This is a genomic window from Halomonas sp. WWR20 (genome assembly GCF_054602495.1).
Genome location: NZ_JBTRHR010000005.1, coordinates 346,133 through 371,308, shown reverse-complemented (window position 1 = coordinate 371,308; position 25,176 = coordinate 346,133). Strand labels below are relative to the sequence as shown.

At 61.5% G+C, this 25,176-nt stretch carries 25 protein-coding genes and 1 pseudogene; 8 read left to right on the top strand and 18 right to left on the bottom strand.

Going from position 1 to position 25,176, the window contains the following annotated elements:
• A pseudogene (locus ACW4DH_RS12215) lies at nt 1-114 on the bottom strand (S-(hydroxymethyl)glutathione dehydrogenase); the annotation flags it as partial.
• Between the two features lie 155 nt (nt 115-269).
• Between ACW4DH_RS12215 and ACW4DH_RS12210 the strand changes: the two are divergent.
• On the top strand, nt 270-1,145 hold the full coding sequence (locus tag ACW4DH_RS12210; RefSeq protein ID WP_459636666.1) for a LysR family transcriptional regulator: 876 nt from the start codon (nt 270-272) through the stop codon (nt 1,143-1,145).
• A 22-nt stretch (nt 1,146-1,167) separates the two neighbouring features.
• On the opposite strand, the gene ACW4DH_RS12205 is transcribed toward ACW4DH_RS12210, so the two are convergent.
• Nucleotides 1,168-1,956, bottom strand: coding sequence for a Crp/Fnr family transcriptional regulator (locus ACW4DH_RS12205; protein ID WP_459636665.1), 789 nt, complete (start codon nt 1,954-1,956; stop codon nt 1,168-1,170).
• A 399-nt stretch (nt 1,957-2,355) separates the two neighbouring features.
• Between ACW4DH_RS12205 and ACW4DH_RS12200 the strand changes: the two genes are divergently transcribed.
• A complete protein-coding gene (locus ACW4DH_RS12200) occupies nt 2,356-3,000 on the top strand; it encodes a hypothetical protein (RefSeq protein ID WP_459636664.1) in 645 nt (214 codons plus the stop codon).
• 111 nt (nt 3,001-3,111) lie between these two features.
• Here the strand turns inward: ACW4DH_RS12200 and rpoD are convergent, their stop codons facing one another.
• The 3 genes from rpoD to rpsU form a co-directional block, all read right to left on the bottom strand.
• On the bottom strand, nt 3,112-4,968 hold the full coding sequence (rpoD, locus tag ACW4DH_RS12195; RefSeq protein ID WP_459636663.1) for an RNA polymerase sigma factor RpoD: 1,857 nt from the start codon (nt 4,966-4,968) through the stop codon (nt 3,112-3,114).
• A gap of 224 nt (nt 4,969-5,192) precedes the next feature.
• Nucleotides 5,193-7,058, bottom strand: coding sequence for a DNA primase (dnaG, locus tag ACW4DH_RS12190; protein ID WP_459636662.1), 1,866 nt, complete (start codon nt 7,056-7,058; stop codon nt 5,193-5,195).
• A gap of 169 nt (nt 7,059-7,227) precedes the next feature.
• Complete coding sequence (gene rpsU / locus ACW4DH_RS12185) at nt 7,228-7,443, bottom strand: 30S ribosomal protein S21 (RefSeq protein WP_459636661.1); 216 nt, start codon at nt 7,441-7,443, stop codon at nt 7,228-7,230.
• 281 nt (nt 7,444-7,724) lie between these two features.
• Here rpsU and tsaD point away from each other — a divergent pair, with 281 nt between their 5' ends.
• Nucleotides 7,725-8,786 (top strand): tRNA (adenosine(37)-N6)-threonylcarbamoyltransferase complex transferase subunit TsaD, encoded by a 1,062-nt coding sequence (tsaD, locus tag ACW4DH_RS12180; RefSeq protein ID WP_459636660.1) that lies wholly within the window; start codon nt 7,725-7,727, stop codon nt 8,784-8,786.
• An 8-nt stretch (nt 8,787-8,794) separates the two neighbouring features.
• On the opposite strand, the gene ACW4DH_RS12175 is transcribed toward tsaD, so the two are convergent.
• Complete coding sequence (locus ACW4DH_RS12175) at nt 8,795-9,442, bottom strand: glycerol-3-phosphate acyltransferase (RefSeq protein WP_459636659.1); 648 nt, start codon at nt 9,440-9,442, stop codon at nt 8,795-8,797.
• Nucleotides 9,443-9,568: 126 nt separating this feature from the next.
• Here ACW4DH_RS12175 and folB point away from each other — a divergent pair, with 126 nt between their 5' ends.
• Nucleotides 9,569-9,925 carry a dihydroneopterin aldolase gene (folB, locus tag ACW4DH_RS12170; protein WP_459636658.1) on the top strand — a complete coding sequence of 119 codons (357 nt, stop codon included), beginning with the start codon at nt 9,569-9,571 and terminating at the stop codon, nt 9,923-9,925.
• Complete coding sequence (gene folK / locus ACW4DH_RS12165) at nt 9,922-10,470, top strand: 2-amino-4-hydroxy-6-hydroxymethyldihydropteridine diphosphokinase (RefSeq protein ID WP_459636657.1); 549 nt, start codon at nt 9,922-9,924, stop codon at nt 10,468-10,470. Before folB ends, folK begins: the two co-directional genes overlap by 4 nt.
• Before the next feature lie 18 nt (nt 10,471-10,488).
• On the opposite strand, the gene ACW4DH_RS12160 is transcribed toward folK, so the two are convergent.
• From ACW4DH_RS12160 to ACW4DH_RS12125, 8 genes are all read right to left on the bottom strand, one after another.
• Complete coding sequence (locus tag ACW4DH_RS12160; RefSeq protein WP_459636656.1) at nt 10,489-11,628, bottom strand: polynucleotide adenylyltransferase; 1,140 nt, start codon at nt 11,626-11,628, stop codon at nt 10,489-10,491.
• 7 nt (nt 11,629-11,635) lie between these two features.
• Nucleotides 11,636-11,968, bottom strand: coding sequence for a thiosulfate sulfurtransferase GlpE (glpE, locus tag ACW4DH_RS12155; RefSeq protein ID WP_459636655.1), 333 nt, complete (start codon nt 11,966-11,968; stop codon nt 11,636-11,638).
• A gap of 85 nt (nt 11,969-12,053) precedes the next feature.
• Entirely contained in the window at nt 12,054-12,881 is an 828-nt protein-coding gene (locus ACW4DH_RS12150; protein WP_459636654.1) for a symmetrical bis(5'-nucleosyl)-tetraphosphatase, read from the bottom strand.
• A 60-nt stretch (nt 12,882-12,941) separates the two neighbouring features.
• Complete coding sequence (apaG, locus tag ACW4DH_RS12145; protein ID WP_459636653.1) at nt 12,942-13,325, bottom strand: Co2+/Mg2+ efflux protein ApaG; 384 nt, start codon at nt 13,323-13,325, stop codon at nt 12,942-12,944.
• Entirely contained in the window at nt 13,322-14,137 is an 816-nt protein-coding gene (rsmA, locus tag ACW4DH_RS12140) for a 16S rRNA (adenine(1518)-N(6)/adenine(1519)-N(6))-dimethyltransferase RsmA (RefSeq protein ID WP_459636652.1), read from the bottom strand. The genes apaG and rsmA overlap by 4 nt, the downstream gene beginning before the upstream one ends.
• Before the next feature lie 29 nt (nt 14,138-14,166).
• Nucleotides 14,167-15,183 (bottom strand): 4-hydroxythreonine-4-phosphate dehydrogenase PdxA, encoded by a 1,017-nt coding sequence (gene pdxA / locus ACW4DH_RS12135; protein ID WP_459636651.1) that lies wholly within the window; start codon nt 15,181-15,183, stop codon nt 14,167-14,169.
• The gene (locus ACW4DH_RS12130; RefSeq protein ID WP_459636650.1) at nt 15,180-16,487 is read right to left on the bottom strand and encodes a peptidylprolyl isomerase; all 1,308 of its coding nucleotides are present in this window, start codon (nt 16,485-16,487) and stop codon (nt 15,180-15,182) included. Before ACW4DH_RS12130 ends, pdxA begins: the two co-directional genes overlap by 4 nt.
• A 16-nt stretch (nt 16,488-16,503) precedes the next feature.
• Nucleotides 16,504-18,933 (bottom strand): LPS-assembly protein LptD, encoded by a 2,430-nt coding sequence (locus ACW4DH_RS12125; protein WP_459636649.1) that lies wholly within the window; start codon nt 18,931-18,933, stop codon nt 16,504-16,506.
• Between the two features lie 201 nt (nt 18,934-19,134).
• Here ACW4DH_RS12125 and ACW4DH_RS12120 point away from each other — a divergent pair, with 201 nt between their 5' ends.
• The 3 genes from ACW4DH_RS12120 (at nt 19,135) to ACW4DH_RS12110 (ending at nt 21,361) form a co-directional block, all read left to right on the top strand.
• The gene (locus ACW4DH_RS12120; RefSeq protein ID WP_459636648.1) at nt 19,135-20,154 is read left to right on the top strand and encodes an aminoglycoside phosphotransferase family protein; all 1,020 of its coding nucleotides are present in this window, start codon (nt 19,135-19,137) and stop codon (nt 20,152-20,154) included.
• Entirely contained in the window at nt 20,151-20,819 is a 669-nt protein-coding gene (gene murU, locus ACW4DH_RS12115; RefSeq protein ID WP_459636647.1) for an N-acetylmuramate alpha-1-phosphate uridylyltransferase MurU, read from the top strand. The genes ACW4DH_RS12120 and murU overlap by 4 nt, the downstream gene beginning before the upstream one ends.
• Before the next feature lie 122 nt (nt 20,820-20,941).
• Nucleotides 20,942-21,361: an OsmC family protein gene (locus ACW4DH_RS12110; protein WP_459636646.1), complete on the top strand. Its 420-nt coding sequence runs from the start codon at nt 20,942-20,944 to the stop codon at nt 21,359-21,361.
• Between the two features lie 293 nt (nt 21,362-21,654).
• Here ACW4DH_RS12110 and coq7 read toward each other — a convergent pair whose 3' ends face one another.
• From coq7 to purD, 4 genes are all read right to left on the bottom strand, one after another.
• On the bottom strand, nt 21,655-22,296 hold the full coding sequence (gene coq7, locus ACW4DH_RS12105; RefSeq protein ID WP_459636645.1) for a 2-polyprenyl-3-methyl-6-methoxy-1,4-benzoquinone monooxygenase: 642 nt from the start codon (nt 22,294-22,296) through the stop codon (nt 21,655-21,657).
• 192 nt (nt 22,297-22,488) lie between these two features.
• Entirely contained in the window at nt 22,489-22,830 is a 342-nt protein-coding gene (locus ACW4DH_RS12100) for a histidine triad nucleotide-binding protein (protein ID WP_459636644.1), read from the bottom strand.
• A 24-nt stretch (nt 22,831-22,854) separates the two neighbouring features.
• The gene (locus ACW4DH_RS12095; protein WP_459636643.1) at nt 22,855-23,727 is read right to left on the bottom strand and encodes a phosphoribulokinase; all 873 of its coding nucleotides are present in this window, start codon (nt 23,725-23,727) and stop codon (nt 22,855-22,857) included.
• 138 nt (nt 23,728-23,865) lie between these two features.
• Entirely contained in the window at nt 23,866-25,164 is a 1,299-nt protein-coding gene (gene purD / locus ACW4DH_RS12090; RefSeq protein ID WP_459636642.1) for a phosphoribosylamine--glycine ligase, read from the bottom strand.
• Nucleotides 25,165-25,176: the final 12 nt, after the last annotated feature.

Genomic DNA, 25,176 nt, shown 5'->3' with positions numbered 1-25,176 from the left:
CCCGGTGGCGACGATACGCACCAGGACTTCCCCCGCCTTCGGCCCTTCGACATCGATCTCGGTGACGTCCAGGGGTTTGCCGGCTTCCCAGGCGACAGCGGCTCGTGATTTCATTCAACACACTCCTTGATCGGGATTTTTGCCTCGCACCACGACGTTTCGTCACGATTGGCATACGATGGCAGTCTGCACTTTGCATTCAGTGTAGGCGAGGCCAACGGGTGCGATAAATGGGGCTGGACTCATAAGATTATTGCAGAGGAGCAACAATGCAGCGCTGGGACCGTATCGAAGCCTTCGTCGAAGTGGTGCGCCTCGGCACATTCTCCGCCGCCGCCCGCCAATTGAAAGTCTCCAGCTCGCACATCAGTCGTCTTGTCGGGCAACTGGAAAGCCAACTCGGCACGCAACTGCTGTATCGCACCACGCGCCAGACCCGCCTGACCGATGCTGGCACTCTGTACTACGAGCACTGCCGGCACCTGTTCGATGGCTTTCGTGAAGCGGAAGCGGCAATCAACGAACTCCAGGCCCGCCCCCGGGGCATTCTCAAGCTGACCTGTGCAACAACGTTCGGCGAGCGTTACATCGCTCCTCTGGTCAACGATTTCCAGCGCTTGTACCCGCAGCTGGAAATTCGCATGCACTTCACCAACCGCAAGGTGGAACTGATCGATGAAGGCTACGACATTGCCATTCGCATGGGGGTGCTCAAGGATTCCAGCCTGATTGCCCGGCGTCTGTGCGATCGCCGCGAGTATGTCGTGGGATCACGAGAATATTTCGAACAGGTCTCGCGCCCGCATAGCTTGGCGGAGCTTGCAGCACATAACTGTCTACTGGGGTCACGTGATAGCTGGCTGTTCGACATCGACGGCACGCGTCGGGAAATACGCGTTACCGGACGCTGGCAGGCCAACTCCGGCCCGGCACTGCTAGATGCGGCGCTCAAGGGGCTGGGGCTCGCTCAGTTGCCGGACTATTACGTCGAGGAGCATCTCGCCAGTGGAAGGCTGATCTCGGTACTCGACAATTATCTGTATGCGGGCACTGCGGTATGGGTGGTCTATCCACGTCACCGTCATCTTTCGCCCAAGATCCGCCTGTTCGTGGAGTTCCTGGTCGAGCATCTGTCGCTACGATAGTGCCCTGCCGCGGCCCGCGGGATCAGCTGGCGATATTATCGGTAGCCACCGACTCGATAGCGGGGTTCGGCGGCGTCCGCTCGAACAGGTGCGATACGTTGTCATCCAGATAATGCTCGATAAAGCTCGCCTCCCGTGCCAGCGCCTCGGGGTCGGGCAGGTCGATCCACTGACGCTCTCGCAGCACCAGTCCCTCCTCGCGGAATACCGTGAACGTCCGGCTGACATGCACCGCAGAGAGCCCCAGAGCATCGCCAATTTGCTGCTGAGAGAGAGGTAAGCGAAAACGACGAACCGGCGCCGACTGCGTACGCAGCAGGCGCATATAAAGCTCATAGAGAAAATGGGCGATTTTGTGCCGGGCAGTACGCCTCGCCAAATTCACCAAGCGTTCGGTGAGCATTGCCTGGTGATGCGACGAGATGGCGAAAAAGATAGTGGAAAGAGTCCCCGACTCATGAAAGACATCGACCAGATGCCGATGAGGAAAGCGACAGATAACCCCCTCACCGATCATTTCCACCGTCGTCAAGCGCTCCTGAAAAGCGAACTCCCGCAAGCCGATAATATCGCCAGGCAGAAAGACTTCCAGAATCTGGCGTGAACCATCTTCCAGATGGCGACAGGAATAGGCCCACCCCTCGGAGAGGGTGCAGAAATGATCCGCTCTGTCGCCCTCCTTCCACAACAGGTCGCTTCTGCCCACCTCCACCGGGCTGCGCTCAAGTGACCACAGCAATTCCTTGTCCCTTGCAGATAGCGTGGCGTAATGATTGAAGTAACGAATGATGCAACTATCTTGTTCGCTCATCTCACTATCACTTTTCAATGGCGGCATAGTGCCTGGCAATATCCTTTGCAAGCCGCCAGACGTCCGAGGTGATCCGGTCAAGCGCTTGTTGGAAAGCCAGGTGCAGCTCCATCATTCGGTTCTGCACTGTACTTGATGGCCATCAGCTTGAAAGTTACCCAACCAACCCACTGTCTATGGTCGCATATTGCACCTGAACTGTCCTTGATCCTTATCATCGGCGAGCGGAACTTGGCCTAAAAATGCCAAAGTGAAAGACTTGTTCATTCACCATGACTAAAATGACCCAGCACGCATGGCCTTCCGCTCGCGGAGTCGCTGCGCCTTGTGCTGGCTGCCCGCGCTGCCAGGCATACCTAACCCGCTAATACACTGTCATGTACGGTTAAGACCAACTCTATGATTTCACCAGACCATCCCCCCGGGGGAGGCATCAGTTTCAAGGCGAGCTGCCTGCGCGCGGCGCTTTATATCCTTTTCATCGTCGCATTGATGCAGGGAGTGTATAACGAAGCGGGCAATCCGATTGCGGTGCGCTTCAGTGAGAGGGGCTTCACCGAGTACATGCAAAGCTTGTTGCTGGGGCTCTCCTCGCTATTGCTGATCTACCTTTACCAAGGGTTACGTCATTTTCGCTGCCTGGCCCTGCTGATGTTCGCCTTTCTCTGTGCTTCCCTTATTCGCGAACAGGATGCCTTTCTCGATGAATACGTATTCGATGGTGCCTGGCAGGTACTGGTGACACTCGTGGTACTGCCCTGCCTGTTTGTCGTGATTCGCAATCGCCAGGCGTTTATTGAGGAATTTGCGCGTTATGCAGACAGCTTTTCCTTTGGCCTGTTTGCGGCGGGCTTTCTCTGTACCTATGTCTTCTCACGCCTTTTCGGCCGTAGCGAGTTCTGGGAAACGCTTATGCAGGAGAACTTTATCCGGATATTCAAGGATCTCGCCGAAGAAATCACCGAGCTGTTCGGCTACGCACTGCTACTGTTTGCCGTGATCGAACTGCTGCTACTGGCCCGCCGCCAGCTGCGGCAACGATAAGCGCTGTGCACGAGCCCCTGAACCAAGACACCCCGAAGGCTGGCTTGATATCCAACCTTCGGGGTGCGGTTCAATACGTGCGGGCGTCTTATATCGTCACTCGTCGTGCCATCATTCGTCGAGAAACGACCTCAGCGAGTCTGAACGGGACGGATGACGTAGCTTGCGTAACGCCTTGGCCTCTATCTGACGAATACGCTCACGGGTCACATCGAATTGCTTGCCGACTTCTTCAAGCGTGTGGTCGGTATTCATGTCGATGCCGAAACGCATCCGCAACACCTTGGCTTCGCGAGCCGTCAGCCCACCCAGCACATTGCGCGTGGTCTCGATCAGCCCCTCGTCGGTAGCGGAATCTATCGGCAGTACCATGGTACCGTCTTCGATGAAATCGCCAAGATGCGAATCGTCGTCATCACCGATCGGCGTCTCCATGGAGATCGGTTCCTTGGCGATCTTGAGCACCTTGCGCACCTTGTCTTCCGGCATCTCAAGACGCTCACCCAGCTCTTCGGGTGTCGGCTCACGGCCCATCTCCTGAAGCATCTGGCGCGAAACGCGGTTCAGCTTGTTGATAGTCTCGATCATGTGCACCGGAATACGAATGGTGCGCGCCTGATCGGCAATGGAACGGGTAATCGCCTGCCGAATCCACCAGGTCGCATATGTCGAAAACTTATAGCCACGACGATATTCGAATTTATCCACGGCTTTCATCAAGCCGATATTGCCCTCCTGGATCAGATCCAGGAACTGCAATCCGCGGTTGGTGTATTTCTTGGCGATGGAAATCACCAGACGCAGGTTGGCCTCGACCATTTCCTTCTTGGCCCGGCGCGCCTTGGCCTCGCCAATGGAAAGGCGACGGTTGATCTCCTTGATCTCCGGCACCTGCAACTGAACGATTTGCTCTTCGAAGGCGATCTTGCGCTGTGCACGCTGAATATCGCCCCGGAACGGCTCGAGCTGATCGGCGTACTTGGCATGCTTGGCGAGGAACGCATCCAGCCATCCGGGATTGGATTCGTTGCTGGGAAACTCGCTAATGAACGTCTTACGCGGCACCTTCCCCTGCTTGACGAAGACCTGCATGATGGCCTTTTCCTGATCCCGCACCTGCTCGACGCTGATGCGTACCTGCCCTACAAGCCGTTCGAAATGCTTGGGCACCAGCTTGATCGGCGAGAACAGCTCGGCCAGGCGCGCCTGCTCGACACTCGCCTCCGGCGATTTGGGACCATGCTTGGCGATCGCAGCCTGGGCCGCTGCGTTCTGTTCGCGGATCTGCTCGAAGCGCGCCCGCGCTTCCTCCGGGTCGGGACCGCTGCTGGTCTCCTCTTCCTCGTCAGTACCGTCGTCGTCATCGTCAGCATCGCTGTCGATATCGCTGTCGACAGTGCTCGGATCTTCTTCGGGCACTTCCGCCTCGGCAACACCGGGAATCCCTTCGTCCGGATCGATAAAGCCCGAAAACAGATCGGACAGGCGTCCAGGCGCCTCCTCATCCTGCGTGGCATCGTATGCTTCAAGCACGGAGTCGACCGCTCCCGGCAAGAATGCCAAGGCAGACATCACCTCGCGGGTGCCTTCCTCGATGCGCTTGGCGATAGCGATCTCGCCTTCCCGGGTCAACAGCTCCACTGTCCCCATTTCACGCATGTACATACGCACCGGATCCGTGGTCCGGCCGACATCGCTCTCCACGGCAGCCAGCGCCGCGACCGCTTCCTCGGCAGCCGACTCGTCAGTGGAGTGATCCGCCATCATCAGGGTGTCTTCATCCGGCGCGACTTCAACGACACTGATGCCCATGTCGTTAATCATCGCGATGATGTCTTCCACCTGATCAGGATCAGCGATATCCTCAGGAAGATGGTCGTTGACCTCGGCATAGGTCAGGTAGCCCTGTTCCTTGCCGCGAGCGATCAACTCCTTCAGACGTGACTGCTGCTGCGCATTTCCAGCCATAGAAACCCTATCTCGACGAAGAAGAATGAAGCACCTGGACGTAAATCAATAGGATCGAAGCGCCATCAAGCCAGCCAGTATAGCGGGTATCCGCAATGTACTGCCAGTATCGTGTTTGCGTCGACGTCCAGGTATGCTAATGTGTTCGGCTATCTGTTTTTCCGCTTAGCCACAACATGGTGGCTTTTTGCGGAAATTCAACCTTGACTACGCGTTTTCCGGCCCTAAGCACGGCCTGCACCCTTGAGTTCGGCCAGCAGGGTCATCAAGCGCAGCTTCTCCTCCCTGGACAATCTCTCCCCGCGCTTCTCCTTGGCGAGCAGGGCGTCAAACTCATTCTGCGGCGAACGCTTTGACTGACGTTCCTGAAAAAAGCTTACCAGTCCTGTCAGCTCGGTGGCTCGATCATCGCGCGGCATCAACAACTCGCGCTGCGCCAGCGACACTAGACGCTGGCCTTCTTCGGTTCCGTGAAAGTGCGCCAACACCACCTGCGAGCTTCGGTAGCCACCTGCGCGCACCAGACGAATCACTTCCCGGCACAATCTTCCGTCATGCTCATCGTCGGGACACCATTCCAGCGGTTCGGGCAAATGCGCCACCAACGAGGGATCATGGATCAGCAAATGCAGCACGCGTGCGGCAAGGCTCAAGACGCCGGAGCGATTTACCTTACGCTGCGGGGTGCGCGAAGCGGATTCACGTTCACCCACTGCCGGCGCATCCGATCCCTTCGTAACAGAATTGTAGTCTGTCTGAACAATTTGTCGCTCGGAATTGGCCATTAATGCCTGAAAACGTGACTGCTCGACCCCCGTGCGCTCCGATAACTCCTGCAGCAGCAGCGATTTCAACACGCCATCAGGCAGGCGCTCCAACGCACGCAGCACGGTACTCACGTAGCGTTCACGCTCTTCGATACGTTTGAGATCACGCCCTTGGGCCGCCTGTTCGAAGAGAAACTCCGAAAGCGGACTGGCGCAGACGATACGATTCTCGAATGCCTGCTGACCTTCGCGACGCACCAGCGTATCCGGATCCTCCCCCTCGGGAAGAAACAGAAAGCGGGCCTGACGCCCGTCGATCATCAGCGGCAGTACGGTTTCCAGCGCTCGCCGCGCCGCCTGGCGTCCCGCATTATCGCCATCGAAGCAGAACACCACCTCGCCGACCAGGCGGAACAGGCGCTGGAGGTGCTCTTCGCTGGTTGACGTACCCAGCGTGGCCACGGCATTGCGAATCCCGAACTGCGCTAGCGCCACGACATCCATGTAACCTTCGACGATGACCAGGCGCTCGAGCTGGCGACTGGCCTGGCGCGCCTCGAAGAGCCCGTAAAGCTCACGCCCCTTATGGAATACCGGCGTTTCGGGGGAATTGAGGTATTTGGGCTTGGCATCGCCCAGTACCCGCCCGCCAAAGGCAATGACCCGGCCTTTCCAGTCGCGAATGGGAAACATGACCCGGTCGCGGAAACGATCATAGCAACGCCCGGAGTCCTCGCGATGCACCAGCAAGCCGTATTCAATCTGCACCGCCTCACTGACACCATGGCCATCCAGATAGTGCCTGAGCGCATCCCAACTATCCGGGGCATAACCGACACCGAAATCCTTCAGCACTTCCCGCGACAGACCGCGCCGTTCGAGGTAATCCCGTGCCGATGCCGCCTCGGGCATGGCCAGACGCTCGCGGAAAAAACGCGCGGCAAGTTCCAGCAGGTTGCCCCCTTCCTCGCGGGCCTTGTCACGTGCCTGGCGCCGCGCTCGCTCATGGGGGTCCTCATCGCCTTCACGAGGCACATCCATGCCCAGCCGGGAGGCCAGAGCCTCTACCGCCTCGGGGAAGCGCAGATTGTCGTACTCCATCAAAAAGCGCAGGGCATTACCATGCGCGCCGCAACCGAAACAGTGATAGAACTGTTTGTCCTGGCTCACCGTGAAGGAGGGCGACTTTTCCTGATGGAAAGGACATAGGCCTGCATGGTTACGCCCAGCCTTCTTGAGCTGCACGCGCTCGCCCACCACCTCAACGACATCAACACGGCTGAGCAGATCATCGATGAAGCGTTGGGGAATCTGTCCGGCCATAGAAGACTCTCGAGCGGCATGAGCGCATTATCGTGTAGATAGAGCCTGGAGGAAGAAACGGAATGATACAGGCAAAGAAAAACAAACGGCCGCCGGATGGCGGCCGTTTGGCGTCCCTCTGAAGCAGCACGTCAGGATGGTAAAACCCCCGGACTACCTCAAGTACGGATCAATACAACCGCTCGAAACGCTTGCGCTCACGCTGCAACTTCTTGGCGTGACGCTTGACTGCCGCGGCAGCTTCACGCTTACGTACTGCCGTGGGCTTTTCATAATGCTCACGACGACGTACTTCGGACAGGACACCTGCCTTTTCGCAGGAACGCTTGAAGCGACGTAGCGCAACGTCGAACGGCTCGTTATCACGTACTTTAACAGAAGGCATTAAGCACTCACCTACCTTGGGAATCATGAGTTCGGTTGAACGCACGCCCCTTGGCAACGCGTTCGATGGCTAGCCCGATCGGGAAGTCACCTTCGAACCTGAACCCAGTAATGCGGATTCGGATGCCTAGGCGCACGACCCAGTCTTGCAGAGTCCGGTATTCTAGTCGCCGCTGCGGAGCTTTGCAAACATGGATCGCACTGCTCGAAGTGTGGTGCCCCTGCCCCCCTTCCCCCCAAAAGCGTACAATACGCGCCTCTGCCAGCCTCGGACCACTCGACATGCGCATACTGGGAATCGAGACCTCTTGCGACGAAACCGGCGTCGCTCTCTATGACACCACTCAAGGACTGCTCGCCGACGTCCTGCACAGCCAGGTTGCCATGCATGCTGAATTCGGTGGCGTGGTGCCGGAGCTCGCGTCTCGCGATCACACGCGTAAATTGCTGCCCTTGATCGACGAAGTGCTCGACAAGGCCGGACTCAGGGCTGCGGATATCGACGGCATCGCCTATACCGCGGGCCCCGGGCTGGTCGGCGCGCTGATGGTCGGCGCCTCGACGGCGCATGGGCTGGCTCGCGCCTGGAACGTGCCGGTGCTTGGCGTGCATCACATGGAAGGCCACTTGCTGGCGCCGATGCTCGAAGAGGAGCCCCCCGAGTTCCCCTTCGTCGCCCTGCTGGTGTCGGGCGGTCACACCCAACTCGTCGAAGTCCGCGGCCTGGGCCGCTATCGCCTATTGGGCGAGTCGGTGGACGATGCAGCGGGCGAGGCGTTCGACAAGGCCGCCAAGATGCTGGAACTGCCCTACCCCGGCGGTCCCCAGATCGCTCGCCTCGCCGAGCTCGGCGAGGCGAGCCGCTTTCGCTTCCCGCGGCCGATGACGGACCGCCCCGGACTCGACTTCAGTTTTTCCGGCCTCAAGACTCATACCCTGACCACGATTCGCGCCCTGCGCGACGGCAAAGCGCTCGACGAGCAGGGGCGCGCCGATGTGGCCCGCGCTTTCGAGGAGGCCGTGGTCGACACGCTGGTCATCAAGTGCCGCCGGGCGCTTGACGACACCGGACTCAAGCGCCTGGTGGTGGCCGGCGGTGTCAGCGCCAACCAACGCCTGCGCGAACGCCTGGACCATGAAATCGCCAAACGCGGCGCCCGCGCCTATTATCCGCGCGGGCGCTTTTGCACCGACAATGGCGCCATGATCGCCTATGTCGGCGCCCAGCGATTGAGCGCCGGAGAGCAGGATAGCGACGCTATGCGCGCCGTGCCGCGCTGGCCGCTGGCCGAGCTCGTGCCGCCAACGGCCCACCCCGACAATGCCCAGGCAGAACGCCTTTAGGCGCGACCTCAGCGCTCTTCGTCGAGGGGTTGGTGGGCCTTGTCCGTCTCCGTGTCACGTTGCGACAGTACCAGCCCCACGCTCTGGCCGGGATGGCGCAGGTTCCAGGCGTGGCGCACCAACACCAGCACCGAGAACAAACTGACGATCAGCGTCGCCTCGCGAGCCAGGAAGTAACTCGCCAACGGTGCCAGTGCCGCACTGGCCAGGGAAGCCAAGGCCGCGGTGCGCCCCCGCCAGGCCAGCAATGCCCAGCAAGCGGCACATAACAACGCCACGCCAGGCACCAGCATCAGCAATACCCCAAAAGCGCTCGCTACTGCCTTGCCGCCGCGAAAGTGGTGCCAAGGCGGATAGCTATGTCCCAGCAGCACCGCCAGACCAATAGCGCCCTGGGTCCACAAGGGCAACCCAGCCAACTTCGCCAGCCATAACACCGGCATGGCCTTGCAAGCATCCACCGCGAGCGTCGCCAGGGCCGGGGAGACACCATGCACGCGCAGCACATTGGAAAACCCCGGATTGCACGAACCGGTGAAACGCGGGTCACGCAACTGCCAGGCACGACACACCCAGATGGCTCCCATCAGGGAACCACTCAGATAACCTACGCCCATCAACAGGCCCATCAGCATGACGGGTGACCATGAAGTCATGAACAATTCTCGTCGGCACGATTTATGATTCTGCCATCTTCCTGACGTACAATTAAGCTCGATTCTCTCGACTGCCGCCTCAGTTCGCTGGCGACCCCGGGAGGCTGACCAATACAAGGAGTCGTCGTGGATCGCGTGCTGATCGAAGCCCTGGCAGTGGAAACCGTGATTGGTGTCTACGACTGGGAACGCACCCTCAAGCAGCGCCTGTCGCTGGACCTGGAAATGGCTACCGACATCCGCCTCGCGGCGGCGCAAGACGCTCTGGACAAGACGCTGAACTATGCCGCCATCAGCGAACGTATCGAGCGCTTCGCCGCCGAACACGATTTCCTGCTGGTCGAGACCTTTGCCGAACGGCTTGCCGCTCTGTTGCGCGAGGAGTTCACGATTCCCTGGCTGCGTCTGACGGTACGCAAGCCTGGCGCCGTGGCGAAAGCCGCGTCAGTGGGGGTCAGCATCGAACGCGGCGTACTCTCATGAGCGACGCCGACACGCTCACGTCAAGCATGCGCCAAGTCGTGGTGGGCATCGGCAGCAATACCCAGCGTGAACGACACATCCGCACCTGCCTGGACGCTCTGAACACACGCTTTGCCGACCTGCGGATATCGCGGGTGTTCGAAAGCGAGCCGGTAGGCTTCCAGGCGGGGGGCAACTTCTACAATCTGGTCGCGACCTTTTCCAGCTCCGCCACGGTGGAGGCACTGCGGAACTGGAGCAAGCAACTGGAACAACGCCACGGAAGAGACCCGGCCAGCCCCCGATTCAGCCCGCAGCCTCTGGATATCGACCTGCTGACGGTAGGTCAACTGACCGGCACCGTCGAGGGCGTCACACTGCCACGCGGCGACATTCTCGATAGCGCCTACGTATTGTGGCCGCTGGCCGAACTGTTACCCGGCACTCGCCATCCGGTACTCGGCAAGCGCTATGATGAGCTATGGGAGCACTTCGATATCGGCACTCAGCGCTTGTGGCCGGTGGATTTCACATGGCAGGAGCGACTGATTTCCAGCGCTCGATAAGAATACAAAAGGTTCCGCTTAGGGTTCGTCGAGTGCCGCCAGCATGGCATCGTGTCGCCTGCGTGCCAGCTCCTGCCCGAGTGCCGCCCCCTTGTAGCCTTCCTCTATCAGCGCCTTGGGAACTATCTGCGATGCCAGCCGCCACGCCAGCATCAAGTCACGCGCCACTTCCGGCGCCTCATAGTTGAGCAGTTCCACCAGCGGCGCGACGCGCTCGCTACGCCGCCAAGCGTCGACACGGTTGAACCACTCCATGGCTATGCCAGCCGTCAGCGATTTACCGGCCACGGCCAGACGCAGCTGCCGGGTCCGCGCCACAAGCCTTGCCTGCTCGCGGTAGGCATTGGGAATACGCAGTGCATCGTGCAGCGTCTCGAGATCGGTATCGGACAGATGTTCACACAGCCGCGCCCAGCGCCACGGTTGAGGCTCGACATTCTCGGGCACCCGCATCATTCGCGACAGGGCGATCTCGAGATCCGTCGGGTCGGCCGCAAGCACCGGCATCAGGACTGCCAGGGCACCACACTCGGCCAGCGTGCGAAAATACGCGTCAGGGTGCGGCTCGCCCAACGCCTTGTCGGTTTCCTGCCAGACCCGCTCGGCCACGAGATGGCCGATTTCCCCCGAATCCGCCAGTGTACGCATCAGCGTCCGCGTCTCTTCGGCGATGCTGAATCCCAGCCCCTGATAGCGCGCCAGAAAGCGCGCCGTCCGCAGCACCCTTAGCGGGTCTTCGACAAAGGCCGGCGAGACATGCCGCAACAGGCGCGCCTCAAGATCGCGCATGCCCTTGAAAGGGTCGACCAGCTCACCTTCCGGCGTCTCGGCCATGGCATTAATGGTCAGGTCACGCCGCGCCAGGTCCTCTTCGAGCGACACATCGGGGCTGGCATGCACCGTAAAGCCGGTATAGCCGTGGCCCTGCTTGCGCTCGGTACGCGCCAGGGCATACTCCTCATGGGTACGCGGGTGCAAAAACACCGGGAAGTCACGTCCCACCGCCTTGAATCCCCGTGCCAGCATCTCCTGCGGCGTCGCGCCCACCACGACCCAATCCTGATCATAGACGGGCCAACCCAGACGGGTATCCCGCACCGCACCGCCCACGCGATACACGGCTAGCCCGTCGATGGCGGAATCGTTATGCCGGGGCATGGCGGTATCAGGCGGTGACGCGCGTCGGATGGCGCGACGCCCAGTCGGTGAAACCGCCATCGAGGCTGTACACTTCATCGAAGCCCTGATCCGCCAGCCAGGCAGCAGCTTGCTGGCTGGAGTGACCGTGATAGCAGACCACTACCAGCGGCGTGTCGCGAGGCACCTCATCCATTAGCGCGCCTACCGTGGCGTTATCCAGGTGGCGGCTGCCGGGAATATGGCCCTGGGCGAAGCTCAATGGGTCGCGAATGTCCACCAGCGTGAGCGTGTGTGCCGCATTCAGCCACTCCAGCAAGGTGGCCGGCGCCAAGTGTTCGAATGCGTTGTCCTGAGGCATGCAAGACTCTCCATGGAAAAATAGCTATAAACGTCGCCACCATCGGATCCAGACCGCCGCCGCGGCCAATTCAGACTATCGTCGGCTACTGCCCTCGCGCTGGCTGATGGCTAGGTTCGCTGATGCGTTCGCCGGTGGTCAGGTTCAGTGCAGTCAGCGGACCGCCCCATACACAGCCGGTATCCAACGCCTCGGCACGTACCGTGGCATCGGGCGCATGGCCTTCCAGTGCCGCCCAGTGACCGAAGATGATGCGCGGATCGTCATCCCGCGGATACGTGAACCACGGCGCGAAGCCTGCCGGGGCGCTGTCCAGCCCCTCCTTGGCGCTGAAGTCCAACGTACCATCGGCGGCGATGAAACGCATCCGCGTCAACACATTGACGATGAACCGCCAGCGATCGACACCTTCGAGATCGTCGGACCAGCGCGCCGGCAGGTTACCGTACATCACCGCCAGGAAGTCGACCAACCGGTCGCCATGCAGGATGGCCTCGGCCTCGGCCGCCAGACGGCAGGTCCTCTCCAGCGACCATTGCGGCAGCAGGCCGGCATGCACCATCACCGCATCAAGAGCGCTGTCGGTGACCAGCAACGGCTGCATACGCAGCCAGTCAAGCAACTCGACACGATCCGGCGCCTCCAGGACCGCTTCCAGCGTATCCGAGCGCTTGGCCCTGGCCATGCCGTGGGCGACGGCCAAGAGATGCAGGTCGTGGTTGCCCAGCACCACTTTCGCCGAATCACCGAGTCGCTTCACTGCGCGCAGGCACTCCAGCGACGCCGGCCCGCGATTGACCAGATCTCCGGCCAGCCACAGCCGGTCGCGTTCAGGATTGAAGGCCAGGCGCGTCAATAGCGCTTCGAATTCCACAAAGCAACCCTGAAGGTCGCCAATGGCGTAGGTCGTCATGTCACTCCCGTGGCGATGCGTAAACGACGCATGGCGCGCACTCACGCCATGTCGCCTGAATCAGTGTATCTGGTTGAGCCCGGCGAGCCGGAACGGTGCAATCACCACATCGAACGGGCGCTGGGCCAGGGTATCGATGCAGGTGTAGATACCTTCCATGACCCCGACCGGACACTCGAGTACCGCACGACTGGTGTAGCGAAAGCTCTGGCCCGGCCCAATCAGCGGTTGCTTGCCGACCACTCCCTTGCCACGCACCTCCTGCACCTTGCCGCACCCCTGGGTGATCTTCCAGTAGCGCGCCAACAACTGCACCGATTGCTGCGAACGGTTGTGCACGGTGATCGTGTAGCTGAACACGAAGCGCTTCTCGCCGGGCGAGGATTCCTCGGCGCGATAGCTAGGCACCGCTTCGACCTGGACGCTTTCCGACAATTCGCTCATTTCGCTTCTCCCGCTAGGTGGTTGGCAATACGGACCAGTTCCTCCACCGTCAATGTCTGCGGTCGGCGGCCGGGATCGATACCGAGCCGTTCCAGCGTCGCGGCCTCGATACGCTCCTTGAGGTTGTTACGCAGAGTCTTGCGCCGCTGGCCGAAGGCTTCGCGCACTAGCGTCGCGAATAGCGCCTCGTCATGAGCGGGGCTGGGTAATTGCGTATGCGGGACCAGGCGAACGATGGCGGAATCCACCTTGGGGCGCGGCGTAAAGGCCTCCGGCGGCACGATGAACAGCGACTCTACCCGGCAGTAGTACTGGGCCATGACCGACAACCGCCCCCAGTCGGCACCGCCAGGCTCGGCCGCGAGGCGCTCTACCACTTCCTTCTGCAACATGAAATGCATGTCATGAATGGCGTCACGCGTCTGTAGTAGATGAAAGATCAGCGGCGTGGAAATATTGTAGGGGAGGTTGCCCACCACCCGCAGACGCTTGTACTCACCCTCGCCCTGGGCAGCCAAGGCCGAGAAGTCGAACTTGAGCGCGTCGCCCTCATGAATAACGAAGCCGGGATAGTTGAAGAACTGTACCCGCAGGCCGGGTATCAGGTCACGGTCGAGCTCGACCACCTCCAGATGACCCGTGGCCTCGAGCAGCGGCTCGGTGAGCGCCCCCTGTCCGGGCCCGATCTCGACGAGGCGCTCATCGGGACGCGGATGGATGGCACGCACGATACGCGAAATGATGCCGACATCGCGCAGGAAGTTCTGCCCGAAACGTTTGCGGGCCCGATGGGCCGGGGGACGGCTTGACATGCAGTTAAGGTATCCTTGCAGATTTCGACTCAAGCGCTGGCGGCGCTGCGGGCCATGTCGGCCGCGATATCGAGGGCGACCCGCAGGCTACCGGCGTCGGCTTGCCCGGTGCCGGCGAGATCCAATGCCGTGCCATGATCCACCGACGTGCGCACGATCGGCAGCCCCAGGGTAATATTGGCCGCCTGGCCAAACCCGGCATATTTCAACACCGGCAGGCCCTGATCGTGGTACATGGCAAGAACGGCATCGCAGACATCGAGGTGACGCGGAGTGAACAGCGTATCCGCCGGCAAAGGTCCGGTCAGCTCAAGCCCTTCATCGCGCAGACGCTCTAGAGTAGGGATGATGACATCGAGCTCTTCCCGTCCCAGGTGCCCCCCCTCGCCGGCATGCGGGTTGAGCCCACACACGGCGATACGCGGCGTGGCCAGCGCAAAGTACTTGCGCAGATCCTGGACCAGAATTCTCAGGACACGTTCAAGCCCCGCGCCGTTGATGGCATCCGCCACATTACGCAATGGCAAGTGTGTAGTGGCCAGAGCAACCCGCAGCGTCTGTCGGGGACTGGAAGTGGCGAGCATCATGACCACCTCATCGACGCCGCAGGCATCGCGCAGATACTCCGTGTGTCCGGTGAAGCCGGGATAGCCCCCCTCGATGATCATGCCCTTGTGTAATGGCGCGGTGACCATGGCGCCGGCCCGGCCGTCGCGACAGGCGGCAATCGCCCTATCAAGGGTTTCGAGCACGTAGGCAGCGTTGGTCGGTTCGAGCACACCGGGCGTCACCGGGGCACGCAGCGTCACCGGCCATACCGGCAGATAACCGGCACGCGGTGAAGGGACTGGCTCGCCGGGCGCAAGCGGTACGATCGTGACATCAGGTGCCAGGCGAGCGGCGCGCGCGCGCAGCAGCCCGGGGTCGCCGACGGCCACCACCGGCGAGTCCAGGTGTCGCCAGTCGCGGGCCAGCATCAACGCCAGCTCGGGGCCGATCCCGGCCGGCTCGCCAGTGGTCAGGGCCAGTACGGGACTTACCCTCAAGACGGCTCTTCCAGCCGATTGTCGACGTAGGCTCCCGCGCGGATTTCCTGAATCCAGGCCTCCAGCTCATCGTTGACCTTGCGCTGGAACAGCGTCTGACGAACCTGCTCGCGCTGCGCCTCGCGGGTGACATCCTGCTGGCGACGCTCGAGCACCTCGATCAGATGATAGCCAAAACGCGAATGCACCGGTGACGACACCTGCCCGATCTCGAGCGTGTTCATTGCCTCCTCGAACGCCGGCACGGTCTGTCCGGGGCGCACCCAGCCCAGATCGCCGCCGTTCAGCGCACTGCCCTTGTCGTCACTATACTGCTGCGCCAACGTTGCGAAGTCCTCACCCGACTGGAGTCGCTGACGAATCTGCTCGGCAAGCGCCAACGCCTGCTCATCATCGCGGCTGGGGTTGGTTTCGATCAGGATATGCCGGGCATGCGCTTCGTTGATCAGCGCCTGCTGCTGGCTCTGGTTTCCACCACGCCGATCCACCAGCTTGACCAGGTGAAAGCCACTGGGGCTGCGCAGTGGCGCGCTGACTTCGCCAACGGAAAGCTGCGGCACCACATCGGCGAAGATGCTCGGCAATTCGGCTGCCGGGCGCCATCCCAGATCGCCTCCTTCCAGGGCCTGACCGCCATCCGATTCGGCGACGGCCAGTTGCTGGAAATCGGCGCCCTGCTCAAGCTGCTGATAAAGCCGCTGGGCCTTCTCCTGCGCTTGACGAACCTGCTCGGGGCTGGGCGACTGCGGCACCGCCACCAGGATGTGGGCGAGGCGATAGGCCACGTTGGCCCCCTGGCCCTGCTGATTGAGATAACGGTCGACTTCGCGGTCGGAGACCGTGACCCGGCTGGCCACACGGCGCTGCTGCAGCTCGCGCAGCAGCATCTCGCGGCGCACCTGGTCACGTACGACCGCTAGCGACAGTCCCTGCTGCTCGAGCGTATCGGCAAACTGGTCCAGCGTCATGCCGTTTTCTTCGGCAAGACCCCGCAGAGTGCGATTCAGCTGCGTATCGTCCACTGACAGATTGGCCTGCTCGGCCATCTGCAACTGGATCTGCTCGACGATCATGCGATCGAGCACCTGCTGACGCAGCGCTTCCGCCGAAGGCATCGGGATGTTACGCGCCTGCAGCTGGCTGCGCGTCTGCGTCACGCGATCCTCGAGCTCGCTGGCCATGATGGCGTCCTTGTTGACTACCGCGACAATGCGGTCCAGCGGTTCCACCTGGGCCACAGCGCCCAGCGACGCCATCAGCATCGCCAGCGTCAGCCCAAGGGAAGCGAACAATCTACAGCGCATGAAAACCTCACTTGATTCAGAAACGGGTAGCCTGGTAACCGGGAATGGCTTGTTCGAAATAGCTATCGGCTTCTTGGCCGACACCGCCCAGCCCCTTGAAGACAAAGCGCAGGAAGAGGCCACGGTCGGAGTAATCGTCATCGATGGTGTTGGAGGTGTCGTTGTCTTCGATCCACTCACGCCACACCACCTGAACGCCATAACAACAGTCGTTGAGCTGCACCCCGGCAAGCTGTTCCAGGGCACGCTTGTTGGTGTTGTCGTAGAGATAACGTCCGATCACGTCCCAGCCCGGACCTGCCCGGTAGGCAAAGGAGACATCGAAGTCCTCGCGGTCATAGCCAAGCTGATCTTCCGGCTCACCGGATGGATCGAAGCCTTGGAGTTGCCAACGGTAGCCAAGGTTCAATACATGGCCCAACGGATGACGATACTGCAGATAAGCCGAGGTCTTTTCGGTGAGCGAGCGTTCGGGATCGTAGAACCATTCGTAACGGCTGCTCCAGCGATCGGTCATCTGCCAGTCGAGCTGAGTGACCACGGGAGAACGGTCGCGGGTCGCGTTGTACCAGCGTTCATAATTAGTGTCACGATCCGGCAGCGTGTCCGGATCTCCTGCCATATCGATGTTGCGATCCGAGAAGTACGCGCTCTGCCCCATCGATAACGCCAACCGCTGGCGCCCCGTGTCGTCCTCCAGAAAGCGCGTCGACGCTCCATAGGAGAGCTTATTGACATCGCCGATGCGGTCCGCCCCTACGAAGCGGTAAGGCGACCAGAGACGATTCCAGGAAAACGCCCGCTCGTCGGTATCGAAGTCAGGGAATTCGCTCTGGTCGCGCTCCGGCACATAAGCGTAATACAGACGCGGTTCCAGGGTCTGACGGAAGGCAGTGTCGAACAGCGTCGTGTCGCGTTCGAAGATCACGCCCGAATCCACCGAGTAGACCGGCACGGTACGTGAAAGGCTCTCGTCGCGCGCCGTGTCACGGTTGCCGTAGTCCAACTGATACTCGGTCTGCCACAGCTGGAACCGCGGCTCCAGAAAGCCCCAGCTCGGCTGGGCACGCCAGCCGAGTGCCGGCGTCAGATGCAGGCGTGAACCGTTGGCGGCTTCGCGAATCGGAATGCTCGGGTTCGCCTCATTCACATCGCGCCAGAAATAGGTGGCATTGGAATTCCACTCCTGATAGAGACCATTGTCCTGCTGCCAGCGTGCATTGGCGGTCAGACTGGGCAGGCGATAAAACGGCTTGTCATTATCATGGAGCGGGTAGTCGAGATTCTGGTAACCCTGCGCCCGCGCATCGAGAAACCATGTCGCGCCATGATAGGTCAGGCGACTCAACCGCGACATGTATTCGGTCTCGCTCTCGCCGAAGTTGCGCCCGAAGTCCTCGAAGTAACGACCGTCGCTGGCCGCGCCGTAGCGCAGCGCATAATCGAGACGTTCGCTGAAGGCGCCCTGATGGCGGTAATCGAAGTACCAGCGGCTTTCGCCCTCGAAGGCATCGTCGGGGTCATTGGGATTGTTGCTTTCCCCGCCCCGGTCGGAGCCGAGATAGGCACCTTCGACGATGCCTTCGTCGCTACCGAACAGGTAGCGGAACTCGCCGCCCAGCATGAAACCATGGTTGGTGATCCAGCGCGGCGTCAGGGTCGCATCGTAGTTGGGCGCCAGATTCAGATAATAGGGCTGGGCATAATCGAAGCCATCGCCGGAAATCGCCAAGGTAGGCCAGAGAAAGCCCGACTGACGGCGATCGTCGATCGGAAAGCGCACCCAGGGCCAATAGAATACCGGAACATCGCCCACCTCCAGGCGTGCATGACGCGCGGTGCCGTAGCCCTGTTCGCGGTCGAGCAGCACATCGTTACCCACCAGACTCCATAACTGGCTTCCCGGCTCGCAGGTGGTAAAGCTGGCTTCGGTCAGCCGATAGCGGCCATCTTCGAGACGTGCGAGCTGTGTGGCATCGCCACGTACGCGCTGATCATGGATCACGTAGTGCGCGTCCTCGATCGCGGCGGCGTCGCCATCCAACGCCATCGAGGCATCATCCCCGCGCACCAGCAGCCCAGGATAGCGCGCCGTCAGAGGCCCCTCGGCAAATGCCGTGTCGCGCGCAGCATTGACCCGTACCTGCGGTGCCTCGAGCTGATACTCCCCTCGGCGCAGGATGACCTCTCCACTGAGGAGGGTTTCACCGCCTTCGCCATATTCGGCACTGGCCGAGTCGGTGAGTATCTGCTCCGGCATCTCGCTGGGTGCGAGGCGATAGGCGGGCTCGATATAGCGTCCGCTGCAGAGCGCTCCCGCCGGCGGACTGTCGCCCCACGCTTGCCAGTCGAGCTGATCGGCCGGAAGCGGAGCCGGCGGCGCTGCCTGGACGGTGGTGGTGGTGATCAGGCCGGTGAGGGCAGTCCAGAAAAAGCGCTGGCCCATAATCCTCTGTGTCCTTGCCGAGTGGAATCGGTATTATACAGACCCCGTGGCGCGCGTCTTCCACTATGGCCACTGGTGATGCGTCCTGCATGGCCATGAGCGTGGCGCGACAGCTCGCCATCGGGAATCGTCAGCATGCGGTGACGAACCGACCCCGTCAACATCCTCGAACGACTCATGCCTCGACCCCCAGGAGCCTTCATGCCTCATCGCCTGGACACGCTGCGCCAGTGGCTCGCCCGCCACCATACCCTGCGCGGCGATGACATCCGTTTGGAGCTCGCCGCCGGCGATGCCAGCTTTCGCCGCTATTTTCGTCTCACCCTGCCAAACGGCGAGACACGCATTGTCATGGACGCGCCTCCCGACAAGGAAGACAGCCAGCCGTTTGTCGCGATTGCCCAAGACTGGCATGCCCAAGGGCTCCCCGTCCCCCGGCTTTACGCGAAGGACCTCGAGGCGGGATTTCTCGAACTGCAGGACCTTGGCAATGATGCCATGCACCTGCATCTGGATGACGAGAACGGGGCGGCTTTGTGGTACGAGCGCGCCATGGCTCTTCTCGAAGAAGTCCAGCAACAGGCTCCTGCCGGCTCGCTGCCCGTTTACGATCGTGCCCTTCTGACGCGGGAACTGGACCTGTTTCCCGAGTGGTGCTTGAACCATCTGCTGGGGATGGAGCCGCCGCGGCAGTGGCCCGAGACCCGCCAGCGGTTGATCGAAGCGGCACTGGCACAGCCGAGGGTCGCGGTACATCGCGACTATGACGCCATGAACCTGATGATCCACGAGCAGCGCTTGTGGCTGATCGATTTTCAGGATGCCGTGCATGGCCCGATCACCTACGACCTCGTATCACTGCTGCGCGGACGCTATCGGCGTTGGCCACAGCAGCGTTTCGCGCAATGGGTGGAGGCGTTCCGCCTTCGGGCGACCGCTGCCGGACGGCTCGACGCCATGACTCCTGCCGCTTTCCTACGCATGACCGAGGAGATGGGCGCACAGCGCTGTCTCAAGGTGCTGGGCATCTTCTCTCGCCTGGCGCTGCGCGATGACAAGCCCGGCTACCTGGCCTGGATGCCACGTTTTCTCGAACATCTTCGCGAAGGACTCGCCCCCTGGCCGGAACATGCCGACTTCATCACTTGGCTGGACGACACCTTCGCCCCCAGGCTATGCACGGAGCTCCGGGCTCGAGGCATCTCAGGAAACGCATCATGAAGGCAATGATTCTTGCCGCCGGACTCGGGACCCGGATGCGCCCGTTGACCGACCATTGTCCCAAGCCTCTGCTGGCGGTCGGGGGCAAGCCATTGATTATGCATCACCTGGAACGGCTGACCGCCGCCGGCATTCGCGAGGTGGTCATCAACGTCAGCTACCGCGCCGAGCAGATCGTCGCGGCGCTGGGCGATGGCAGCCGTTTCGGCCTCTCGATCGCCTGGAGCCGTGAGCCCACACCGCTGGAAACCGCCGGAGGGCTTCGCCAGGCCCTGCCGCTGCTTGGCGAGGAGGCGTTTCTGTTGATCAATGGCGACGTCTGGTGCGATCTCGATCTCCGCGCGATTCCCCCCCTGGGAGGGGATCTCGCCCACCTGGTGCTGGTCGATAATCCCGAACATCACCCCGACGGTGACTTCCACCTTACGTCAGCGGGGAGAGTCCAGCGTCGGGGTCACCCGCGACGGACCTATGCGGGTATCGGCCTGATCGCCCCGGCCCTGGTCCGCGACCTGCCGCCGGGTGAACCCGCCAAGCTGGCACCGCTGCTCTTTCAGGCCATGGACGCCGATCGAATCGGCGGCACCCATCACGCAGGCCACTGGGTCGACGTAGGCACGCCACAACGGTTGGCGGCTCTCGACGCCTGGCTGCGTACGGCATAAGCCCCGTCGGGACCGGCCCCGCATATCCCGCCCAGCATGCTATGCTGCGCACCTCATAGGCACGATTGAGCGCCGCCGACAGCCGATCGACACGTTCATTAATGAAGAAGGAAATCGATTCAATGAAAGCCAGCGTCAAGTGGACCGATGGACGCCAGTTCGTCGCCGAGTCCGGCAGCGGCCACAGCGTGGTCATTGACGGCCATCCCGACCATGGCGGTCGCAACACCGGACCGCGCCCGATGGAGATGATGCTGATGGGGCTGGGTGGCTGCACGTCCTTTGACGTGATTCAGATTCTCGAAAAGGCACGCGCGCCGGTCACCGACTGCGTCGCGGCGCTGGAAGCGGAGCGCTTCGACGGGACACCCAGCGTTTTCACCAAGATTCATGTGCACTTCACCGTCACCGGCCGAGGGCTCAAGGAGGCGCAGGTCAAGCGTGCCGTGGCGCTTTCGGCCGAGAAGTACTGCAGCGCCTCGATCATGCTCGCCCAAGGCGGCGTCGAGATGTCTCACTCCTATGAGATCGTCGAGGACTGAGGCACCGACGACTAGCACGTAAAAGGAATGCACCAGCAGATGCCTCGGCCCCTCGGATGGGCACAATATGCGCCTTCCTGCATACCGCACGCATCTGCTCGGGTTCCGGTTCGGCACGCCCCGTCGAAATATTGCCTTCGTGGAAGCCGCGGACATCGAAAGCCGCCCGCGTCGTGAAAGGCTTGAGATCTTCTACTCGCGCCAACCTGAACTGACAGCCGTTTCCGCCGAGCGTAATAAAAGCCGCGCCGAACGTCCTCGGCGGGGCTTTTGCGGGTGCAGTTAGCTTACGCCTATACCCGATACACGCTTTCGGTCATCACCTTGGACATCAAGCGCATGCCGAGCTTGACCGGTAGCGGAAATGCCTGTCCCCCCGCCTCGAGCGCCATGTGTTCATGATGGGCCTCATCCTCGCGCATCTGCTCGAGAATGGCACGCGAACGCCTGTCAGCCATCGGCAACTTGCGTAGGTGCGCGTCGAGATGCTTGCCGACCTGCTCCTCGGTAGCCGCCACGAAGCCCAAACTGACCTTGTCGCTCACCGCGCCGGCCAGGGCACCCATGCCGAAGGACGCCGCATAGAACAGCGGATTGAGATAGCTGGTGCGGTTGTTAAGCTCCTGCAGCCGAGTGTCGCACCAGGCCAGATGATCGACTTCCTCCTGCGCCGCCTGCTCCATCTTCTCGCGAGTCTCGCTCAACGTGGCCGTCATGCCTTGCCCTTGATACAGCGCCTGGGCACATACTTCTCCGGTGTGATTGATGCGCATCAGACCGGCGGCATGCCGCCGCTCCTCCTCGCTCATTTCCCCGTCCTGTTCACTCAGCGCCGGGGACGGCCGCGAAGCCTGAGCGGCATGCGGCATCAGCGTGCGCAGTACGGTATCGAACTGATGAATCAAATGATCGGTGCGGGACAACTTGCGTGACATGACCAACCCCTTGGATAACCCTGTATATAGTAAGCCCTTCGGGACTTGAAAGATGCTGACGCGGACCGGCACGGGCAAGCACCGGCACCCGGGCAAAGGAGAGCCGCCCCGCAGGGCGGCTCCATCAGCATCGATGCGTCACACGCCAGAAACAAGCGGCAGATCCTGCCCGGAGCAGGCCTGCCATGCCGGTCAACCGGCCGGCCACGTGAAGCGGCGACCGCCCATCAGGTGCATATGGATATGATAGACCGTCTGGCCGCCATCTTCATTGCAATTCATGACCACCCGATAACCGTCCTCGGCGAAACCCAGCTGCTTGGCCAGCTTGGCCGCCGTGAACTGGAGCCGCCCGACCAGCGCCAGATCCTCCTCCTCGATATCGTTCAAGGTGGCGATGGCTTTCTTGGGAATGATCAGGATATGGGTCGGCGCCTGCGGATTGATGTCATTGAAGGCCAGCACGTGCTCGTCCTCGTAAACGATATCTGCAGGAACCTCGCGGTTGATGATCTTGGTGAAAAGCGTCTCCATGGGACTCCTCGATGAGTAACGGCATCAGCGAAAACGTCGATGTCCGAGCAGTTGCTTGACTACCGGCGCCAGGATCAGATCCATGGCCAGGGACATGCGAGCGCCCGGCACCACCAGCATATTGGGACGACTCATGAAGGCATCATGAATCATCGCCAGCAGGTAGGGAAAGTCCACCGACTCCGGATCGCGAAAGCGAATGACGACGAAAGATTCCGCATCGGTGGGAATATCCTGCACCTCGAAGGGGTTGGACGTGTCCACCGTCGGCACACGTTGAAAATTGATATGCGTGCGCGAGAACTGTGGCTGAATATAGCGCACGTAATCGTTCATGCGCCCCAGGATGGTGTCGATCACCGCTTCCTGGGAGTAGCCGCGCAGCTTGGTGTCGCGGTCGATCTTCTGGATCCACTCGAGGTTCATGGTCGGCGCCACGCCGATCAGCATGTCCACATGACGGGCAATGTCGTGCTCATGAGTCACTAGTCCGCCATGCAGGCCTTCGTACAACAGCAGGTCGGTGCCACACGGCAAGGGCTGCCAGTCGGTAAAGGTGCCCACCTTGCAGCCCGCCTCGATCATGCGTTTATCCTCGGCATGAATGTAATGCCGATAGGTACCGGTGCCGTGCTCTCCATACTCCTGCAGCAACGCCTCGAGCCGGTCGAGCAGGTTGGCCTCCACGGCGAAGTGGGAAAGCTCTGCCTTGCGCTCCGGCTCCTCGAGGAAGATGCGGACCAGTTCGTCCTTGGTATAACGATGAAAAGCATCACCGTCGACGAAGGCGGCATGTACGTCTTCACGGGCGAACATGCGCTCGAAGGTGCGACGCACCGTGGTAGTGCCGGCCCCCGAGGACCCGGTGACCGCCACAATGGGATACTCCCGTGACATCGATAACTCTCCTGGTACATGGCCATGGCGCGGCTCGCTTTGCCAGCACCCACTTAAATCAGCCTGGCACGCACTCGGCAGTCACGGCCGCCCACATCATCTCGCAAGAGCGAGGTCAGCGGCCTTGAGCGCAGCGGCTCAGGTCTTGGCGTCATGTTCACGGGCAATGGCGCGATAGGCGATATCCCGACGATACAGTGCCCCCTCCCACTGGATCGCGGCCACACCGTCGTAAGCCCGGTCTCGAGCGCTGGCCACACGTTCGCCCAGCGCCGTCACACATAGCACGCGACCACCGCTGGTGACGACCCGACCATCGTCTCGGCTCGCCGTACCGGCATGGAACACCTTGCAACCCAAGGCTTCCGCGCCGTCGAGACCGTCCACCTCATCGCCCTTGCGATACGCCTCGGGATAGCCCCCCGCGGCCATGACCACACCCACCGCGGCACGCCGGTCCCACTCGCCCTGCACTTCATCGAGGCGGCCTTCGACACCCGCCAGGCATAACTGAACCAGATCGGACTTCAAACGCAGCATGATCGGTTGGGTTTCCGGGTCACCGAAACGACAGTTGTATTCGATGACCTTAGGCGTACCCTGCGCGTCGATCATCAGCCCGGCGTAAAGAAATCCCGTATAAGCATGCCCTTCGGCGGCCATGCCGCGCACGGTAGGCAGGATCACCTCGTCCATGATGCGCTGATGCACCTCGTCGGTCACCACCGGGGCCGGAGAATAAGCGCCCATGCCACCGGTGTTGGGGCCGGTGTCGCCATCACCGACACGCTTGTGATCCTGGCTGGTGGCCATCTCCAGCACATGCTCACCGTCGACCATGACGATGAAGCTCGCCTCCTCGCCGTCGAGAAACTCTTCGATGACCACGCGCGCGCCGGCATCGCCGAAGGCATTGCCCGACAGCATGTCGCGAATGGCGGCCTCGGCCTCGGCCTCGCTCATGGCCACGATCACGCCCTTGCCGGCCGCCAGGCCATCGGCCTTGATTACGATCGGGGCGCCCTGCTCGTGCAGATAGGCCAACGCGGCGTCGACTTCGGTAAAGGTGGCGTAAGCGGCGGTGGGAATCGCATGGCGTGCCAGGAAATCCTTGGTGAAGGCCTTGGAGCCCTCCAACTGGGCCGCCGCCTGGGTCGGACCGAATATTTTCAGTCCCGCGGCACGAAAGCGGTCGACCACCCCGGCAACCAGCGGCGCCTCCGGGCCCACGATGGTCAGGCCGATGGCATTGTCTCGTGCAAATGCCTCGAGACCGGCAAGGTCCTGGGCGTCGATGGCCACATTGGTCAGCTTGGGCTCACGGGCGGTGCCGGCATTGCCGGGTGCCACATAGACGGTTTCCACGTGCGGCGATTGCGCCGCTTTCCAGGCGAGTGCATGCTCGCGGCCGCCGCCGCCGATGATCAGAACCTTCATCTGGGTGAACCT

Coding starts and splice junctions, on each gene's coding strand:
- ACW4DH_RS12110 (WP_459636646.1), top strand. CDS start 20,942: ATGAAAGCCAGCGTCAAGTGGACCGATGGACGCCAGTTCGTCGCCGAG.
- murU (WP_459636647.1), top strand. CDS start 20,151: ATGAAGGCAATGATTCTTGCCGCCGGACTCGGGACCCGGATGCGCCCG.
- ACW4DH_RS12120 (WP_459636648.1), top strand. CDS start 19,135: ATGCCTCATCGCCTGGACACGCTGCGCCAGTGGCTCGCCCGCCACCAT.
- ACW4DH_RS12095 (WP_459636643.1), bottom strand. CDS start 23,727: ATGTCACGGGAGTATCCCATTGTGGCGGTCACCGGGTCCTCGGGGGCC.
- purD (WP_459636642.1), bottom strand. CDS start 25,164: ATGAAGGTTCTGATCATCGGCGGCGGCGGCCGCGAGCATGCACTCGCC.
- dnaG (WP_459636662.1), bottom strand. CDS start 7,058: ATGGCCGGACAGATTCCCCAACGCTTCATCGATGATCTGCTCAGCCGT.
- ACW4DH_RS12210 (WP_459636666.1), top strand. CDS start 270: ATGCAGCGCTGGGACCGTATCGAAGCCTTCGTCGAAGTGGTGCGCCTC.
- rsmA (WP_459636652.1), bottom strand. CDS start 14,137: ATGTCAAGCCGTCCCCCGGCCCATCGGGCCCGCAAACGTTTCGGGCAG.
- coq7 (WP_459636645.1), bottom strand. CDS start 22,296: ATGTCACGCAAGTTGTCCCGCACCGATCATTTGATTCATCAGTTCGAT.
- ACW4DH_RS12100 (WP_459636644.1), bottom strand. CDS start 22,830: ATGGAGACGCTTTTCACCAAGATCATCAACCGCGAGGTTCCTGCAGAT.
- ACW4DH_RS12175 (WP_459636659.1), bottom strand. CDS start 9,442: ATGACTTCATGGTCACCCGTCATGCTGATGGGCCTGTTGATGGGCGTA.
- folK (WP_459636657.1), top strand. CDS start 9,922: ATGAGCGACGCCGACACGCTCACGTCAAGCATGCGCCAAGTCGTGGTG.
- ACW4DH_RS12130 (WP_459636650.1), bottom strand. CDS start 16,487: ATGCGCTGTAGATTGTTCGCTTCCCTTGGGCTGACGCTGGCGATGCTG.
- rpsU (WP_459636661.1), bottom strand. CDS start 7,443: ATGCCTTCTGTTAAAGTACGTGATAACGAGCCGTTCGACGTTGCGCTA.
- ACW4DH_RS12150 (WP_459636654.1), bottom strand. CDS start 12,881: ATGACGACCTACGCCATTGGCGACCTTCAGGGTTGCTTTGTGGAATTC.
- tsaD (WP_459636660.1), top strand. CDS start 7,725: ATGCGCATACTGGGAATCGAGACCTCTTGCGACGAAACCGGCGTCGCT.
- ACW4DH_RS12160 (WP_459636656.1), bottom strand. CDS start 11,628: ATGCCCCGGCATAACGATTCCGCCATCGACGGGCTAGCCGTGTATCGC.
- ACW4DH_RS12200 (WP_459636664.1), top strand. CDS start 2,356: ATGATTTCACCAGACCATCCCCCCGGGGGAGGCATCAGTTTCAAGGCG.
- glpE (WP_459636655.1), bottom strand. CDS start 11,968: ATGCCTCAGGACAACGCATTCGAACACTTGGCGCCGGCCACCTTGCTG.
- ACW4DH_RS12205 (WP_459636665.1), bottom strand. CDS start 1,956: ATGAGCGAACAAGATAGTTGCATCATTCGTTACTTCAATCATTACGCC.
- apaG (WP_459636653.1), bottom strand. CDS start 13,325: ATGAGCGAATTGTCGGAAAGCGTCCAGGTCGAAGCGGTGCCTAGCTAT.
- rpoD (WP_459636663.1), bottom strand. CDS start 4,968: ATGGCTGGAAATGCGCAGCAGCAGTCACGTCTGAAGGAGTTGATCGCT.
- ACW4DH_RS12125 (WP_459636649.1), bottom strand. CDS start 18,933: ATGGGCCAGCGCTTTTTCTGGACTGCCCTCACCGGCCTGATCACCACC.